This window comes from Pseudomonas sp. FH4 (assembly GCF_000510915.2).
Classification (GTDB): domain Bacteria; phylum Pseudomonadota; class Gammaproteobacteria; order Pseudomonadales; family Pseudomonadaceae; genus Aquipseudomonas; species Aquipseudomonas brenneri.
Genome location: NZ_AOHN01000026.1, coordinates 1 through 15601 on the forward strand (window position 1 = coordinate 1; position 15601 = coordinate 15601).

14 protein-coding genes are annotated in these 15601 nt (G+C 59.7%); 4 read left to right on the forward strand and 10 right to left on the reverse strand.

The annotated features are described in order from the left end of the window. Positions 1-116: 116 nt before the first annotated feature. From H097_RS20190 to H097_RS20230, 9 genes are all read right to left on the reverse strand, one after another. Positions 117-1022: a cation diffusion facilitator family transporter gene (locus tag H097_RS20190; RefSeq protein WP_032862004.1), complete on the reverse strand. Its 906-nt coding sequence runs from the start codon at positions 1020-1022 to the stop codon at positions 117-119. A gap of 187 nt (positions 1023-1209) precedes the next feature. Further along, positions 1210-1974 (reverse strand): SDR family oxidoreductase, encoded by a 765-nt coding sequence (locus H097_RS20195; protein WP_032862006.1) that lies wholly within the window; start codon positions 1972-1974, stop codon positions 1210-1212. Positions 1975-2777: 803 nt separating this feature from the next. Further along, positions 2778-3494 carry an ABC transporter ATP-binding protein gene (locus H097_RS20200; RefSeq protein WP_032862008.1) on the reverse strand — a complete coding sequence of 239 codons (717 nt, stop codon included), beginning with the start codon at positions 3492-3494 and terminating at the stop codon, positions 2778-2780. Next, on the reverse strand, positions 3491-4366 hold the full coding sequence (locus tag H097_RS20205; protein ID WP_029300504.1) for an ATP-binding cassette domain-containing protein: 876 nt from the start codon (positions 4364-4366) through the stop codon (positions 3491-3493). The genes H097_RS20200 and H097_RS20205 overlap by 4 nt, the downstream gene beginning before the upstream one ends. Then, positions 4363-5640 (reverse strand): high-affinity branched-chain amino acid ABC transporter permease LivM, encoded by a 1278-nt coding sequence (gene livM / locus H097_RS20210; RefSeq protein WP_032862010.1) that lies wholly within the window; start codon positions 5638-5640, stop codon positions 4363-4365. The genes H097_RS20205 and livM overlap by 4 nt, the downstream gene beginning before the upstream one ends. Before the next feature lie 2 nt (positions 5641-5642). Beyond that, entirely contained in the window at positions 5643-6557 is a 915-nt protein-coding gene (locus tag H097_RS20215) for a branched-chain amino acid ABC transporter permease (RefSeq protein ID WP_029300506.1), read from the reverse strand. Between the two features lie 203 nt (positions 6558-6760). Continuing rightward, complete coding sequence (locus tag H097_RS20220) at positions 6761-7897, reverse strand: branched-chain amino acid ABC transporter substrate-binding protein (RefSeq protein ID WP_032862014.1); 1137 nt, start codon at positions 7895-7897, stop codon at positions 6761-6763. A gap of 388 nt (positions 7898-8285) precedes the next feature. Further along, a complete protein-coding gene (locus tag H097_RS20225; protein ID WP_032862016.1) occupies positions 8286-9569 on the reverse strand; it encodes an FAD-binding oxidoreductase in 1284 nt (427 codons plus the stop codon). Between the two features lie 152 nt (positions 9570-9721). Then, on the reverse strand, positions 9722-11212 hold the full coding sequence (locus H097_RS20230) for an aldehyde dehydrogenase family protein (protein WP_032862018.1): 1491 nt from the start codon (positions 11210-11212) through the stop codon (positions 9722-9724). Between the two features lie 150 nt (positions 11213-11362). On the opposite strand from H097_RS20230, the gene H097_RS20235 reads away from it, so the two are divergent. The 3 genes from H097_RS20235 to nadE all read left to right on the forward strand — a co-directional run bounded on the left by H097_RS20235 (position 11363) and on the right by nadE (position 14436). Beyond that, on the forward strand, positions 11363-12253 hold the full coding sequence (locus H097_RS20235; protein ID WP_032862020.1) for a LysR family transcriptional regulator: 891 nt from the start codon (positions 11363-11365) through the stop codon (positions 12251-12253). A 137-nt stretch (positions 12254-12390) separates the two neighbouring features. Then, complete coding sequence (gene pncB / locus H097_RS20240) at positions 12391-13605, forward strand: nicotinate phosphoribosyltransferase (RefSeq protein WP_029300515.1); 1215 nt, start codon at positions 12391-12393, stop codon at positions 13603-13605. A 3-nt stretch (positions 13606-13608) separates the two neighbouring features. Then, positions 13609-14436 (forward strand): ammonia-dependent NAD(+) synthetase, encoded by an 828-nt coding sequence (gene nadE, locus H097_RS20245; protein WP_032862022.1) that lies wholly within the window; start codon positions 13609-13611, stop codon positions 14434-14436. A gap of 133 nt (positions 14437-14569) precedes the next feature. Here nadE and azu read toward each other — a convergent pair whose 3' ends face one another. Next, the gene (gene azu / locus H097_RS20250) at positions 14570-15016 is read right to left on the reverse strand and encodes an azurin (RefSeq protein ID WP_032862023.1); all 447 of its coding nucleotides are present in this window, start codon (positions 15014-15016) and stop codon (positions 14570-14572) included. 382 nt (positions 15017-15398) lie between these two features. Between azu and H097_RS20255 the strand changes: the two genes are divergently transcribed. Continuing rightward, complete coding sequence (locus H097_RS20255; protein WP_032862024.1) at positions 15399-15581, forward strand: hypothetical protein; 183 nt, start codon at positions 15399-15401, stop codon at positions 15579-15581. Positions 15582-15601: the final 20 nt, after the last annotated feature.

Below are 15601 nucleotides of genomic sequence, written 5' to 3' on the forward strand. Positions count from 1 at the left end.
CCCAAGAAATTGGATTGGTGTCCAACTTCTTGGGGGCAGTCCACTTGAATGGGTTCACACATCAAAATGTAGGAGCTGGCTTGCCTGCGATAGCCTCACCTCGGTCTAACTGACTATCAGGCAATCCACTTGCGATCCCCGGTAAAGCTGATGGTCAACCAGCGCGCCTTGTCCGCCGCGCCCAGCCCTGTGGATATCTCTTCACGCAGCTCATCGAGTGTCGCAACCTTATCCACCGGGTAATCGGCCGGCAACACCACATGAATCTCGATAAACCGCGCCCGCCCGTGTTTCTGCACGTAGGACACATAGTCATCGAAGCCATGCCGTGCCTGGGCCGCATCCATCACTTCGCGCACCTTGTCGTCCAACTGGTCCGGGGCAATCCCCAGCACATCGCGCAAGGCCGGGCGCAGGATCTTCAAGGCCGGCGCCAGCATGCTCAGGGCCAGCAGGATCAGGATCAAGGGGTCGACATACACCGCCCACTCGCCATAGCCCTGGGACTTGAGCAGCAACGCAGCGAGGAAGCTCACCAGCAGGCCCACGGAGAGCATGGCGTCCACCAGCCAACTGATGTTGTCGAACTGGATCAACGACGACTTGAGCGTGCGATTGCGGTAGCGCACGTAGAAGAAATAGGCGAACTCGACCACGGTAAACACCGCGGCATAGATGATCACCAGCCCCAACTCGATCTCGCGCCCGCCATTGATAATGCCGAACACCCCGTTGAGAAACGCGTAGATAGCAATCAGTAGCAGGAAACTGCCCTCGATCAGCAACACCATGGGCTCCAGGTGCCAGTAGCCGAACTGGAAGCGCTCGTTGCTTTTCTTGGCGATCAGCTTGGCCGTGATCAGCATCAGCACCTTGATAAGGGTTGCGATCAGCGAGAAAAAGCCATCGAACAAAATGGATTGGGCGCCTGATATCACACCCGTGACAATCCCGGCGATCGCCACGGCGAACATCAGGATGGTCGATTGTTTGAGCAGTGCCTGCTCACCTCGGTTACTCACATATCCTCCTGTCAAAACCTTTAAACCGCTGGGTGCGGTGGGGTTTTCAGGAGTGGAGTGTACCTTATGCCCTGTTTTGACCGATCTGACGCCTTCGCGAGCAAGCCCGCACACATTTGGATTTTTGAATGCAGTCGAATGTGTGTGTGTGGGTTTGCTCGCGAAACAGGCGGCGCGGTCTCAAGCCTTACTTGGCCCCACGCTCAATCGCAAACCCAGCCCAGGTCTGGCTCACCGGCATCAGTTCCAGGCGGTTGATGTTCACGTGCGCCGGGGTGTTCATCACCCAAAAGATGGTGTCGGCAATGTCCTGCGGCTGGATCGGCTCGGCGCCGGCGTAGGTGGCGTCGTAACGCGCCTGGTCACCGCCAAAGCGCACCAGGGAGAACTCGCTTTCGCACAGCCCCGGTTCGATGTTGGTCACGCGCACGCCGGTGCCTTGCAGGTCGCAGCGCAGGTTCAGGGAGAACTGTTTGACGAACGCCTTGGAGCCGCCATACACGTGGCTGCCCGGGTATGGGTAATTGCCGGCGATGGAGCCCAGGTTGATGATCCCAGCGCCACGGCCATGGGCGATCAGGCGCGGCAGCAGCAGGCTGGTGGTGGTCAGCAGGCCTTTGATATTGGTGTCGACCATGGTTTCCCAATCGTCGAGGCTGCATTTGGGCGCAGGATCCGTGCCCACCGCCAGGCCCGCATTGTTGATCAGCCCGCGCAGCTTGCTGAACGACGGTGGCAGGCTGGCAATCGCCTCTTCCATGCCCTTGCGGTCACGCACGTCCACCACCAGGCCATGCACCTCGGTCTGCTTGGAAAGCTCTTCGACCAGGGCATTCAAGCGCTCGGCACGACGACCGGTGAGCACCAGTTTCCAGCCGGCCTCGGCAAAGCGACGGGCACAGGCTTCGCCGAAACCTGAGGTTGCGCCAGTAATAAACAGCGTGTTGGACATGGTGTTCTCCTTGCGGGCATCGGGAAAAAATCAGCCAGCAGAATGCCCTTACCCCGCCGTCCCGGCAACCGCTAAGCACACAACTTGATACACCCCTGATCATTTTTTAACCATCTCGACCAATACCCCATGAACCGTGGCTTACAGCCATGTGCGCGCAGGTTATCCACAGCTGCGCCCACAGTCTTTGGGGGCAAGTACGAAACCCTGCAGGCCACTGAGTACGAGGCTTTCAGGGCGATTCAAAAAGTTTTTTGCTTGACCTTGGACCAGCCATATGTAGGCCTCTGCAAACGGATGTGTCGAGGGGCATGGCTCCAGGCCAGTAAAACCGGCCTCTACGGAGGTCTTTCCAGAGTTTAACCACAGACTTATCCACAGGCCTGAGCGTCATCTTTCGGTCATTCACCTGTGTCTTTGAACAGGTTGACAAAACCTGCCGGGCCCCACAAAAAAGCGCCTGTTCAAAAAACAACCACCGCGCTGTAAGCCTCGTAAATAAAGGCTTGCAGCCAGCTACTCCCATGTTACCCACAGCCGGTTCCACAGCGGATGGGGACAAGTCATTTGTGTGACAAAACAGGGATTTGCGGCGGCTATATGTCGCGCTTTGGGAGGTGTGTGGATTTGTTTTCCACAATTTGCCGGAGGGTCTGCGCACGCCCCAAGAATGTAAGAGCCAACTTTATGTGGGAGCCGGGCTTGCCCGCGATGGCATCACCTCGGTTTACCTGAAATACCGAGGTGTATGCATCGCAGGCAAGCCAGCTCCCACACAAGCTGGCGCCTAGGGTGGTGGCGGATTAATGCCCACCGAGGTAGGCGTTGCGCACTTCCTCGTTGACCAGCAGCTCCTTGCCGCTGCCTGTGAGGCGAATCTCGCCGTTGACCATCACATACGCCCGGTCAGACAGGCGCAACGCGTGGTTTGCGTTCTGCTCCACCAAAAAGATGGTCATGCCGGTGGCGGCCAGTTCGCGCAGGGTGGCAAAAATCTGCTTCACCACGATCGGCGCCAGCCCCAGGCTCGGCTCATCGAGCAGCAACAGCTTGGGCCGGCTCATCAGCGCCCGGGCGATGGCGAGCATTTGCTGCTCGCCACCGGACATGGTCATTGCGCGCTGGTTGCGCCGTTCCTTGAGCCGTGGAAACAGCTCGAACATGCGTTGCATATCTTCGCTGGCGTGCTTGTCACCGATGGGGATGGTGCCCATCAGCAGGTTTTCCTCGACGGTCATGTCGGGGAACACTCGCCGCCCTTCCGGAGACTGGGCGATACCGTTGGAAGCGATGTAGTGGGACGACTTGTGGGTAATGTCCACGCCCTGGTACAGGATCTGCCCCGACTCGGCCCGTGGCTGGCCAAAGATCGACATCAATAGCGTGGACTTGCCCGCGCCGTTGGAGCCGATCAGGCTGACGGTTTCGCCTTCGTCGATGTGCAACGAGACTTTCTTCAAGGCCTGGATCGGGCCATAAAATACGTCCAGGTCCTTCATTTCGAGGATAGGTGTACTCATACCAACTCCTCTTCATCGGCGCCCAGGTAGGCCGCGATCACTTTCGGGTCGTTGCGGATCGCTTCCGGCCCGCCCTCGGCGATGACGTTGCCGTGGTCCAGCACCACGATGTGGTCGGAAATACTCATCACCATGCCCATGTCATGTTCAATCAAGACCACTGTGAGGTCGTGTTCGTCGCGCAGCAGGCGAATCATCGCGCTGAGGGCTTCGGTTTCCTGGGGGTTGAGGCCCGCGGCCGGTTCGTCGAGGCAGATGATCTGCGGCCGGGTGCACATGGCGCGGGCGATTTCCAGGCGGCGCTGCTGGCCGTAGGACAACTCGCCAGCCAGGCGGTTGGCACAGTCCACCAGGTCCACCACCTCCAGCCAGTAGAATGCATGGTCGAGGGCATCGCTTTCCGCCTTGCGGTAGCCCTTGGTGTTGAGAATGCCTGCCAGCATGTTGCGGTTGACCCACATGTGCTGGGCCACCAGCAGGTTTTCCACCACCGACATTTCCTTGAACAGGCGAATGTTCTGGAACGTCCGGGCCAGGCCGGCGCGGTTCACCAGGTGGGTACCGCCGAACATCTTGTAGTACACCCGACTGAAAAAGCTCTTGGGCGAAACAAAGTCGGTGGGTTTGAAGCGCTCGCCAAGCAACTGGATCACATTGGTCTGCTTGCCACGGATGTTGAGTTCGATCTTGCCGCCGCTGGCCGTATAGAAACCGGTCAGGCAGTTGAACACCGTGGTCTTGCCAGCACCGTTGGGGCCAATCAGGGCGAAGATCGAGTTGCGCTCGACCTTGAGGCTCACATCGCTCAAGGCCTTGATGCCACCGAAGTGCATCATCAGGTGTTCCACGTTGAGAACGACTTCCTTGCTCATGGCGCCACCCCCTTGCGTGGTGTCACCCCGGTTCGGCTGATCCGGATCAAGCCGCGTGGGCGCCAGATCATCATCACCACCATCAGCACGCCAAACAGCAGCACGCGGTACTCGGAGAAGCTGCGCAGCAGTTCAGGTGCCACGGTCAGCACGAACGCGGCAATCACCACGCCCACCGTCGAACCCATGCCGCCCAGCACCACGATGGCGAGGATCAGCGCCGACTCGAAGAAGGTAAACGACGACGGGTTGACGAAGCCCTGGTAGCTGGCAAAAAACACCCCGGCCAGGCCAGCAGTGGACGCACCAATGGTGAACGCCGAAAGTTTCACCAGCACGTGGTTCAGGCCCATGGAACGGCAGGCAATCTCATCCTCGCGCAAGGCCTCCCAGGCGCGACCCACTGGCATGCGGGTCAGGCGGTGCTTGATGTACAGCACCAGCAGCACCACCAGAAACAGCACGATGTAGATGAACAGGAATTTCACGTTGGGGTTGTAGGCAATGCCGAAGAACTCATGGAACGGCACCCCGCCTTCCTTGGCACGCCGGCCGAATTCCAGGCCGAGGAACGTCGGCGATGGCACCGGCATACCGTTCGGCCCGCCGGTGAACGACAGCCAGTTGTTGAGCACCAGGCGGATGATTTCACCAAAACCCAGGGTCACGATGGCCAGGTAGTCACCGTGCATTCGCAACACCGGGAAGCCCAGTATGCACCCCGCAAGCGCAGCAGCGATGGCCGCCAGTGGCAGCACCGTCCAGAACCCCAGGCCCAGGTATTGATAACCCAGGGCCAGGCCATAGGCGCCGATGGCGTAGAACGCCACGTAACCCAGGTCGAGCAGCCCGGCCAGGCCGACCACAATGTTCAGGCCCAGGCCGAGCAACACGTAGATCAGCCCGAGGATCACCACGGTCAGCAGGTACTTGTTGGCAAAAAACGGAAAGACGATGGCGATCACGATCAGCGCCGGGATGATCCAGCGCAACCGCGACTTGTAGTCCGGCGCCAGCACATGCACGCCGGAGCCCGAGGTTTCAAAACCCTGGAGAATCTTCAAGCCCTTGGGGGTTTGCAGGAACAGGCTCATGACCAGGCGCCCGACCATCACGATGGCCACCAGCAAGCCCACGCGGGCCGGTTCCAGGTTGAAGCTGTAGCCGTCCAGGACCACGCCGACGATGGGCCCGAACACGATCAGGGAAATCAGCCCGGCGAGGACTGCATCGACCACACTTTTCTTGATATCGATAGATTTGGCTGCAGACATGTTTACACCTTCGCCACGAGTGGGCGACCAAGCAGGCCCTGGGGACGGAAAATCAGAATCACCACCAGCAGGGAGAAACTGAACACGTCTTTGTAGTCAGAGTTGATCAACCCCGAGAACAGCGACTCGGAAATCCCCAGGATGATCCCGCCCAGCATCGCCCCGGGCAGGGAGCCGATGCCGCCAAGTACTGCGGCGGTAAATGCCTTGATGCCGATGATGAAGCCGGCATAGAAGTCGAACGTGCCGTAGTTCAGGGTGATCAGCACACCGGCCAGGGCCGCCATGGCGGCACCGATGACAAACACGTAGGAGATCACGCGGTCGGTGTTGATCCCCAGGATCGAGGCCATCTTGCGGTCTTGCTGGGTCGCGCGGCACATGCGGCCGAGCTTGGTGTACTTGATGATGTAGGTCAGCAGTGCCATGCCGGCAAAGGCCGCGACCAGGATAAAGACCTTGGTGTAGGTCAACTGCACGAACCCAGTGCCGATATCGACGCGCCAGGCGCCGGCCAGCAGGGTCGGAATGCCTTGTTGCTTGGCGCCCTGGGCGATCTGCGCGTAGTTCTGCAGGATCAACGAAATACCGATGGCGCTGATCAGCGGGGCCAGGCGGGTGGAGTTACGCAACGGTTTGTAGGCGACACGCTCGATGACCCAACCGTAGACGCCGGTGACCACCACGGTGAATATCAACGTGCCAAGGATGAGTAGCGGGAAGGATTCGAGGCCGAAGTAAGCCAGCAGTGCCAGACTGATCGCCGCGAGGTAAGCGGAAATCATATAAACCTCGCCGTGGGCGAAGTTGATCATGCCAATGATGCCATAGACCATTGTGTAGCCGATGGCGATCAGGCCATAGACCGACCCGAGGGTCAGGCCGTTGACCAGTTGCTGCAGGAAAATACCATCCATAACGCAATCTCACGCGGTGAGGACCTGCACACCGTTGGGTGTGCGGCCCTTCTGGAGGAAAACAGAGGCTTAGCAACGCTCCTTGTAGGAGCAAGCTTGCTCGCGAAAAACCCGAGAGCGATGCGGCATTCAGGATGCCTGCGTCATCGTTAACGCTCTTCGCGAGCAAGCTCGCTCCTACAGGAAGATGCCGTCAGTTCGGATTACTTCTGCTTTTCCAACTGGTGGTATTTGCCGTCCTTGTCCCACTGGTAAACCACGTAATCGGAGACCTTCAGGTCACCCTTGGTGTCCCACTCCTTCTTGCCCATCACGGTTTGCACCGGGTTGGCTTTCAGCCACTTGGCCGCGTCTTCGCCCTTGTTGGACTTGGCGCCGTTGAAGCCAGCTGCCAGGGCCTGGATCGAAGCGTAGGCGTACAGGGTGTAGCCTTCTGGCTCAGTGCCATTCTTGCGGAACTCTTCCACCACCGCCTTGCTATCGGGCAGCAGGCGCGGGTCAGCACCGAAGGTCATGTAGACGCCATTGACGTACTGCGCACCACCGGCAGTGGCGACCAGTTCATCGGTCACTACACCATCGTCGGACATGAACTTGACGTCCTTGAGGCCCGCTTCACGGATCTGGCGCACCAGTGGACCGGCTTCCGGGTGCAAGCCGCCGAAGTAGACGACGTCGGCGCCCAGGGAACGGATCTTGGTGACCAGGGCGCTGAAGTCTTTCTCGCCACGGGTCAGGCCTTCTTCCAGCACCGGCTTGACGCCGCGCTTGGTCAACTGTGCCGCAGTGGCATCGGCCAGGCCTTTGCCGTAGGTGTCCTTGTCGTTGATGACCGCGACTTTCTTGCCCTTGAGCACATCGACGATGTAGTCACCGGCCACGATGCCTTGCTGGTCGTCACGCCCGCACATGCGGAACATGGCGCCCAGGCCACGCTCGGTGACTTGTGGGTTGGTGGAGCCTGGAGTGATTGCGATGATGCCCGCTTCGTCATACACCTCGGAGGCAGGAATGGTGTTCGACGAGCAGAAGTGCCCGACCACACCGATCACTTTGTCCTGGTCGGCCAGGCGGTTGGCCACGGCCACGGCCTGCTTGGGCTCGCACGCATCGTCGCCGGCCACCAGCTTGATCTGCTCGCCGTTGATCCCGCCGGCCTTGTTGATAACGTCAGCTGCCGCCTGGGCACCTTTCATGTACTGCTCACCGAAGGCAGCGTTGGCGCCGGTCATCGGCCCCGCTACGCCAATCTTCACATCAGCTTGAACAAACGTAGAAACACCCAGCGCGGCAGCTACCGCGAGGGCCAGGAAACCTTTCTTGTAAAACGTCTGGGACATGAGTGGTGCTCCGAGTTTTTTGTTGAATGGGCACTGCAATTTCACTTCAAACTTTCACTTGAAACCTTCACTAAAAGCTCAGAGCAAGCAGCGTGCCATTGCGTTTTTTTATTTCAGAAAGACACGGTGTCATTGTTATTACAGGTGTTTCGGTGCCTTTTTGGCGGGACGTGCAACCGTCTAGCCCGCAAAGGTGCAACCAATGGACAAAAAGGGTGAAACCCACTCGAAAAACTGATGTCAGCCAGCCATCAAGCGAACCCTTGATCATCTGTAACCATGGGCGTAACGGAAGTGCACATTTACAGTGCGTCACTGCTACGACTCGCACCAATACAGATTAGTAGCCGGCTAAGAAAATGCCGGCTTTTGAGGGGTATTTCGCTGATCAGATGACAATTCGCAGGCATTGGCCGGCGTGGTACAGCGAAAACCCAGCCTCGTACAGGCAACTGCGCAGGCCCACCCCGGCCAGCGGTTGCATGGGGGCGAACGGAATTGGCAGGGCCTGGGGATCCTGGTGGCACAAATAATCGGCAAATGCCTTGCCCACTACACTGCCCGTGGTCACACCACGCCCGTTGTAGCCAGTGACCGCCACCAAGCCGGGTGCAGGCTCGAAAAGGCGCATCAAGTGGTCCGGGGTGAAGGCGATGCAGCCGGTCCAGGTGTATTGCCAATCCACCGCCTTGAGAAACGGGAAATAATGCTGCTGCACACGGTCAGCCCAGGCCTTGAGGAACCACGCCGGCTTCTGGTTGCCATTGCCCAGGCTGCCCAGCAACAAACGCCCCTCGGCATCGCGGCGGATGCTGCTCAGCACCTGGCGCGTATCCCAGGAACCCTGGCCGCCCGGGAGGATTTGTTGCGCGGCGTCATCGCTCAATGGCGCCGAAGCCACTTGGTAGTAATAGCCGGGGAAAAAATTGCGCCGCAAATCCGTCCACTCACCTTCGGTGTAGGCATTGGAGGCGATCACCACTTGTGCAGCCTGCACCGCGCCCTGGGCAGTTTGCACAGACCAGTGCTGGCCCTGGCGCTCCAATTGAGTCACTGGGGAATGGTCGAACAACTGCCCGCCCAGGCCCACCGCCGCATTGGCCAGGCCGCTGGTGTAGGCCATCGGGTTCAAGGTACCGGCGCGCCGGTCGAGCAAGGCGGCGGCGATCTTTTTGGTGCCGGTGGCCTGCTCGCACGCAGCACCGGTCAACAGTTCGACGGGCGCGCCGCGGCGCTTCCATTGTTCCTCGCGGCTGCGCAGGTCGGCTTCGCCACGGGCGTTGTGCGCCATGTGCAAGGTGCCCTCACGGCGCAACTGGCAATCAATCTTGTACTTGTCGATCAGGCTGAACACCAGGGACGGTGCCGCACCGAGCATGCGGTTGAGCTGGCTACCCACCGCCGTGCCGAAACCGGCCTCGATCTCGTCCGGGGGGATCCACAGCCCGGCATTGACCAAGCCAACGTTACGCCCCGAACCGCCATGGCCGGTACGATGGGCCTCCAGCACGCACACACTTTTACCTTGCTCCAGCAGATGGATGGCCGCTGACAAACCGGTGATACCGGCGCCGATCACGCACACATCGGCTTTTACTTCGCCCTTGAGCGCGGCGCGATCCGGCCGGCCAGGGGTCAGTTGTTCCCACAAACACGCTTCGCGTAATGGCATTGCCAGACTCCGGGATGAGACCTAACAAACAATTGTTGAACGGCAAACCCGATCAACTGTGGGAGCTGGCTTGCCTGCGATAGCGGTATTGGATTCGCCATCGCCATCGCAGGCAAGCCAGCTCCCACATTGACCGCATTTGGGCTGGAGGCTCAGTCGAAGGTAATGCCCTGCGCTAGCGGCAACTCCAGCGAATAGTTCACGGTATTGGTCTGGCGGCGCATGTACCCGCGCCACGCATCCGAGCCCGATTCACGCCCGCCACCGGTTTCTTTCTCGCCACCAAACGCGCCACCGATCTCTGCACCGCTCGGGCCGATATTGACGTTGGCGATCCCGCAGTCGCTGCCTACCGCCGACATGAATTGCTCGGCTTCGCGCACATCAGTGGTGAAGATGCATGACGACAGCCCCTGGGGCACTTCGTTGTTCAGGCGCAGGGCTTGGGCAAAATCGCGGTAGCCGATCACGTAGAGGATCGGCGCGAACGTTTCGCTGCGTACCACATCGCTCTGCTCGGGCATCTCCACAATCGCTGGCGAGACGTAGTAGCCATGGGGGAACTTATCTTCCAACTGGCGCTTGCCACCGAACACCCGACCACCTTCGCTCAAGGCCTGTTCCAGGGCGTCCTGCATGTTGTCGAAGCTGTGCTTGTCGATCAGCGGGCCGACCAGGTTGCCTTCCAGCGGATGGCCGATGCGCACCTTGGAATACGCCGCCTTGAGACGCGTGACGATCTCCTCCTTGACCGATTCATGGGCGATCAACCGACGCAGGCTGGTGCAACGCTGACCAGCGGTACCCACCGCGCTGAACAGGATGGCGCGCACGGCCATGTCCAGGTCGGCGCTTGGGCCGAGGATCATCGCGTTGTTGCCGCCCAGTTCAAGAATGCTGCGGGCAAACCGCGCGGCGACCTTGGGCGCCACTTCGCGGCCCATGCGCGTGCTGCCGGTGGCGCTGATCAGCGCTACGCGTGGGTCGTCCACCAGGGCCGCGCCGGCATCGCGACCGCCAATGACCACCTGGCTGAGGTACGGTGGCGCGTCGCTGAAGTTCTTCGCTACCCGCTCGAACAAGGCCTGGCAGGCCAGGGCGGTGAGTGGGGTCTTTTCCGAAGGTTTCCAGATCACCGCGTTACCGCACACCAGCGCCAGCGCGGTGTTCCACGCCCACACCGCGACCGGGAAGTTGAAAGCGCTGATCACGCCAACCACGCCCAGCGGGTGCCAGGTCTCACGCATATGGTGGCCCGGGCGCTCGGAGGCGATGGTCAAGCCGTACAACTGGCGCGACAGGCCCACGGCGAAGTCGCAGATGTCGATCATTTCCTGCACTTCACCCAGGCCTTCCTGGGTGATCTTGCCGGCTTCCCAGGACACCAGTTCGCCCAGGTCGGTCTTGTACTCACGCAGCAAGTCGCCGAACTGGCGCACCAGCTCACCGCGACGGGGTGCCGGCACCTTGCGCCAGGCGTCGAATGCATGCTCGGCGCGACTGACCTGCTGCTCGACCTCGGCGGCCCCTTCCCAGTGCACACTGGCGATGCGGCTGCCATCGATGGGTGAATGCACAGGCTGTTTACCGGCCTGGTACAACGCTGGGTCTACGCCGAGACGATCAAGCAATGCGGCAACCATGGGTCACTCCTTCAATCCACACAAAAATTGCGCCGCGGCCAACACGGCGATCCAGGCCTTATTTGTAGCCGGCCCGGGACTTACCAACAAACGACGATTAGGCGAGATATCATTCCGTTTATTCATGCCAAAACAAAAAAGAGGCAGGCCGTGCTCAATAAAAGACATTTGCCCTCGATCACCGCCCTGCAGTGCTTCGAGGCCGTGACCCGCCACCTGAGTTTCACCCGCGCCGCCGAGGAGCTGAACCTCACGCAGAGCGCCGTCAGCAAACAGGTCGCGCAGTTGGAAGAGTTGCTGCAGCACCTGCTGTTTCGCCGGGTGCGCCGCCGCTTGCAGATGACCCCTGCGGGCGACCTGTATCTGGTGGAAGTGCGCAAGATCCTCAGCCAGGTGGAAATGTCGACCCACTACCTGCGCTCCTACGGCGGCGAGACCGAAGTACTGCGGGTGTCCACGCCCTACACCTTCGGCGCGCGCTGGCTGGTCCCACGGCTCAAGGGCTGGCGCCTGCGCCACCCGCAGATCCACCTGGACCTGTGCAACGAGCAGACGCCGGATGAACTGCTGCAAGGCAAGGCAGACCTGGCCTTCTACTTCGGCGCAGGCTCGCGGCCGGGCACCGAGAGCCTCAAGCTGTTCAGTGAGGAACTGGTGCCGGTGTGCGCCCCAGAGAGCCTGCCCACCCAGCCTTTCACTGACCCCACGCAACTGAGCAACCTGGTGCTGCTGCAAAATGCCTCGCGCCCCCAGGGCTGGCACGACTGGTTCGCCAGCCTCGGTTACCAGACCGAGCACAGCTACCATGGGCCGCGCTTTGATACCTTCTATATGTGTATCCGCGCGGCCCAGGTGGGTTGTGGCGTGGCGCTGTTGCCACGGTTTTTGGTGGAAGAAGAGCTGGCGGATGGCAAGTTGGTGATCCCCTGGCAGCACGCAATGCCCAGCCAGGATGCGTACTACCTGGCGTACCCGGAGCATTCGGCGGAGGTGCCCAAGGTGCGGGACTTTGTGAAGTGGATGATGGAGCAGGTTGATTGATTCCCACATTTGGAATGCATTCCCCCGCAGGAGCTGGCTTGCCAGCGATAGCGCCAGAGGCCACAACAAAAAAACCTCTGGCAAAACAACACAGGTCTATGCGCCACTAGCGCCATTCTTGTTTGGAGATTCCCGTTATGAGCGAGAGTGTGTTTGCCGATCGCATCGTGCAGAACCTGCTCGACACCGACTTCTACAAGCTGACCATGATGCAGGCGGTGCTGCACAACTACCCCAATGTGGAAGTTGAATGGGAATTCCGTTGCCGCAACAGCGAAGACCTGCGCCCTTATCTGGCAGAAATCCGCTACCAGATCGAGCGCCTGGCCGAGTTGAGCCTGAGCCCGGATCAACTGGGCTTTTTGGAACGTATCAGCTTCATGAAGCCGGACTTCCTGCGCTTCCTCGGTCTGTTTCGCTTCAACCTGCGCTATGTGCAGACCGGCATCGAGAACGGCGAGCTGTTTATCCGCCTGCGCGGCCCGTGGCTGCATGTGATCCTGTTTGAAGTGCCACTGCTGGCCATCGTCAGCGAAGTGCGCAACCGCTATCGCTACCAGACCATCATCCTGGAGCAGGCGCGCGAACAGCTGTATCGCAAGTTCGACTGGCTGAGCGCCAACGCCAGCAGCGATGAGCTGGCCGAATTGCAGGTCGCGGACTTCGGCACCCGGCGGCGCTTCTCCTACCGCGTGCAGGAGGAAGTGGTGAATGTGCTCAAGCACGACTTCCCCGGCCGTTTCGTCGGTACCAGCAACGTACATCTGGCCCGCGAGCTGGACATGAAGCCGCTGGGCACCATGGCCCACGAATGGATCATGGCCCACCAGCAACTGGGCCCGCGGCTGATCGACAGCCAGATCGCCGCCCTCGATTGCTGGGTCCGCGAGTACCGTGGCCTGCTGGGTATCGCCCTGACCGATTGCATCACCACCGATGCCTTCCTCAGCGATTTCGATCTGTACTTCGCCAAACTGTTCGACGGCCTGCGCCACGACTCTGGCGACCCGGTGCAGTGGGCCGAAAAGGCCATCGCCCATTACCACAAGCTGGGCATCGAGCCGATGAGCAAGACCCTGGTGTTCTCCGACAGCCTGACGCTGCCCAAGGCCCTGGAGATTTTCCGGGCGCTGCGCGGGCGGATCAATGTCAGCTTTGGCATCGGTACCAACCTGACCTGTGACATTCCAGGTGTGGAACCGATGAGCATCGTGCTTAAAATGACCGCCTGCAATGGCCAGCCCGTGGCGAAGATCTCCGATGAAGCGGGCAAGACCCATTGCACGGATCCGAACTTCGTCGCCTATTTGCGCCACGTTTTCAAAGTACCTGCCATCTCTAGCGAGGAGTGAATCATGCAAGCCGTACAGCGTGAGATTGCCCAACAGCTCAAGGTTCAACCACCGTTCCAGGACCACGCCGCCCTTGCAGCGGAAGTGGCCCGGCGGATTACCTTTATCCAGGACTGTCTGCTCAATTCGGGGCTCAAGACCCTCGTGCTGGGCATCAGCGGCGGCGTCGACTCCCTGACCGCCGGCCTCCTGGCCCAACGGGCAATGAAAGAGCTGCGCGCCCTCAAAGGCGATGACGCTTACCGCTTTATCGCGGTGCGCCTGCCTTACGAGACCCAGTTCGACGAACACGATGCCCAGGCCAGCGTCGACTTTATCAACCCGGACGAGCGCCACACCGTCAATATCGGCCCGGCGGTCAAGGCCCTGGCCAATGAAGTGGCGGCCTTCGAAGGCAAGGCGGCGGTGTCCCGTGACTTTGTGCTGGGCAATACCAAGGCGCGGATGCGCATGGTCGCGCAATACACCATCGCCGGCGCGGCGAGCGGCCTGGTGATCGGTACCGACCATGCGGCGGAAGCCGTGATGGGCTTTTTCACCAAGTTCGGGGACGGCGCCTGCGACCTGGCACCATTGAGCGGCCTGGTGAAAAACCAGGTACGAGCGATTGCCCGGCACTTTGGTGCGCCTGAGTCGCTGGTGGAGAAGATCCCGACCGCCGACCTGGAAGACCTGTCACCGGGCAAGCCGGATGAAGCGTCCCATGGCGTGACCTATACCGAGATCGATGCGTTCCTGCACGGTGAGCCGGTGCGTGAAGAGGCGTTCAGGATTATCTGCGATACCTATCGCAAGACTGAGCACAAGCGGGTGATGCCGTTTGCGCCGTGAGGTAGGCCGGGTGGTTGTGTATTGATTGTCAGACCGCTATCGCGGGCAAGCCCGCTCCCACATTTGAATGTATTCACACATCAAAATGTAGGAGCTGGCTTGCCTGCGATGAACGATAACGCGGTCTTGAGTCTTACTTCAGGGTCACAGTACCTTTCATCATCGAGATGTGGCCTGGGAACGAGCAGAAGAACATGTATTTGCCATCAGCCTTGAGCTTGGACACGTCGAAGGTCACCGAGTCGGTTTCACCAGCGCCGATGATCTTGGTATGGGCGATGATGCGGGTATCGCCTTCTTTCAAGTAGTTCTTGTCGATACCGGCGGCCATGCCATCGGTTGCAACCGGCTGCATATCAGCCTCAGTGGTCAACACCCAGTTGTGACCCATGACGTTCTTCGGCAGGTTGCCGGAGTGTTTCAGATCAACGGTGAACGTCTTGCAGCTCTTGTCGATTTCAATGGCTTTGGTGTTGAAGGACATCTGGTCGGTGGAGTCGACGGTGACCTTGCACTCTGCAGCAAGCAACTGGCCGCTAGCCAGAGTCAGCAGGGAAACAGCAACGATTTTGGCAAACATGTGAATCTCCAAGGCAGGGTTTAGAAAACGCATATGCGACAAGGGTGCCTGAGGCAGGCAGATGTTCCAATGATCTGAATCAACAAATTGTATACAACTTTAGGCTATCAGACTGATCGACAGAATCAACCAGCCAAAGTGCCGCACGCAGCCTAAGATCGGTCCATCACCCCCTTTTGGAGTCCGAGCCATGCATCTCAATAGCCTGTTGCGCAGCCTGCTTGCCACTTACGCCTGTGGCGCCAGTGGTACTTACGAAACGGTTAATGTCGACTAACGTTTAATCTTGAGAGGCGATTCTGAAACCCGATTACCCCTTGGGGCGCGTTTAAAGGCAGAATAGCCGCCGCTCAACCTCACCTTCGACCCCAGAGGATCGCCCATGGCAAAACCTAATTACTCCTTCGCCAAACGTCAGAGAGACTTGGCCAAGGAACAGAAGAAAGAGGAAAAGCTGCAACGCAAGAAAGCTGCAGCTGACGAAGAAGCTGGCGCACTGAACCCGGATGCCGAAGGTGAAGTGGCTGCTGATGACACCGAGACCGCGAAAGACCCGGCTGAATAACACCTGTAGGAGCGAGCTTG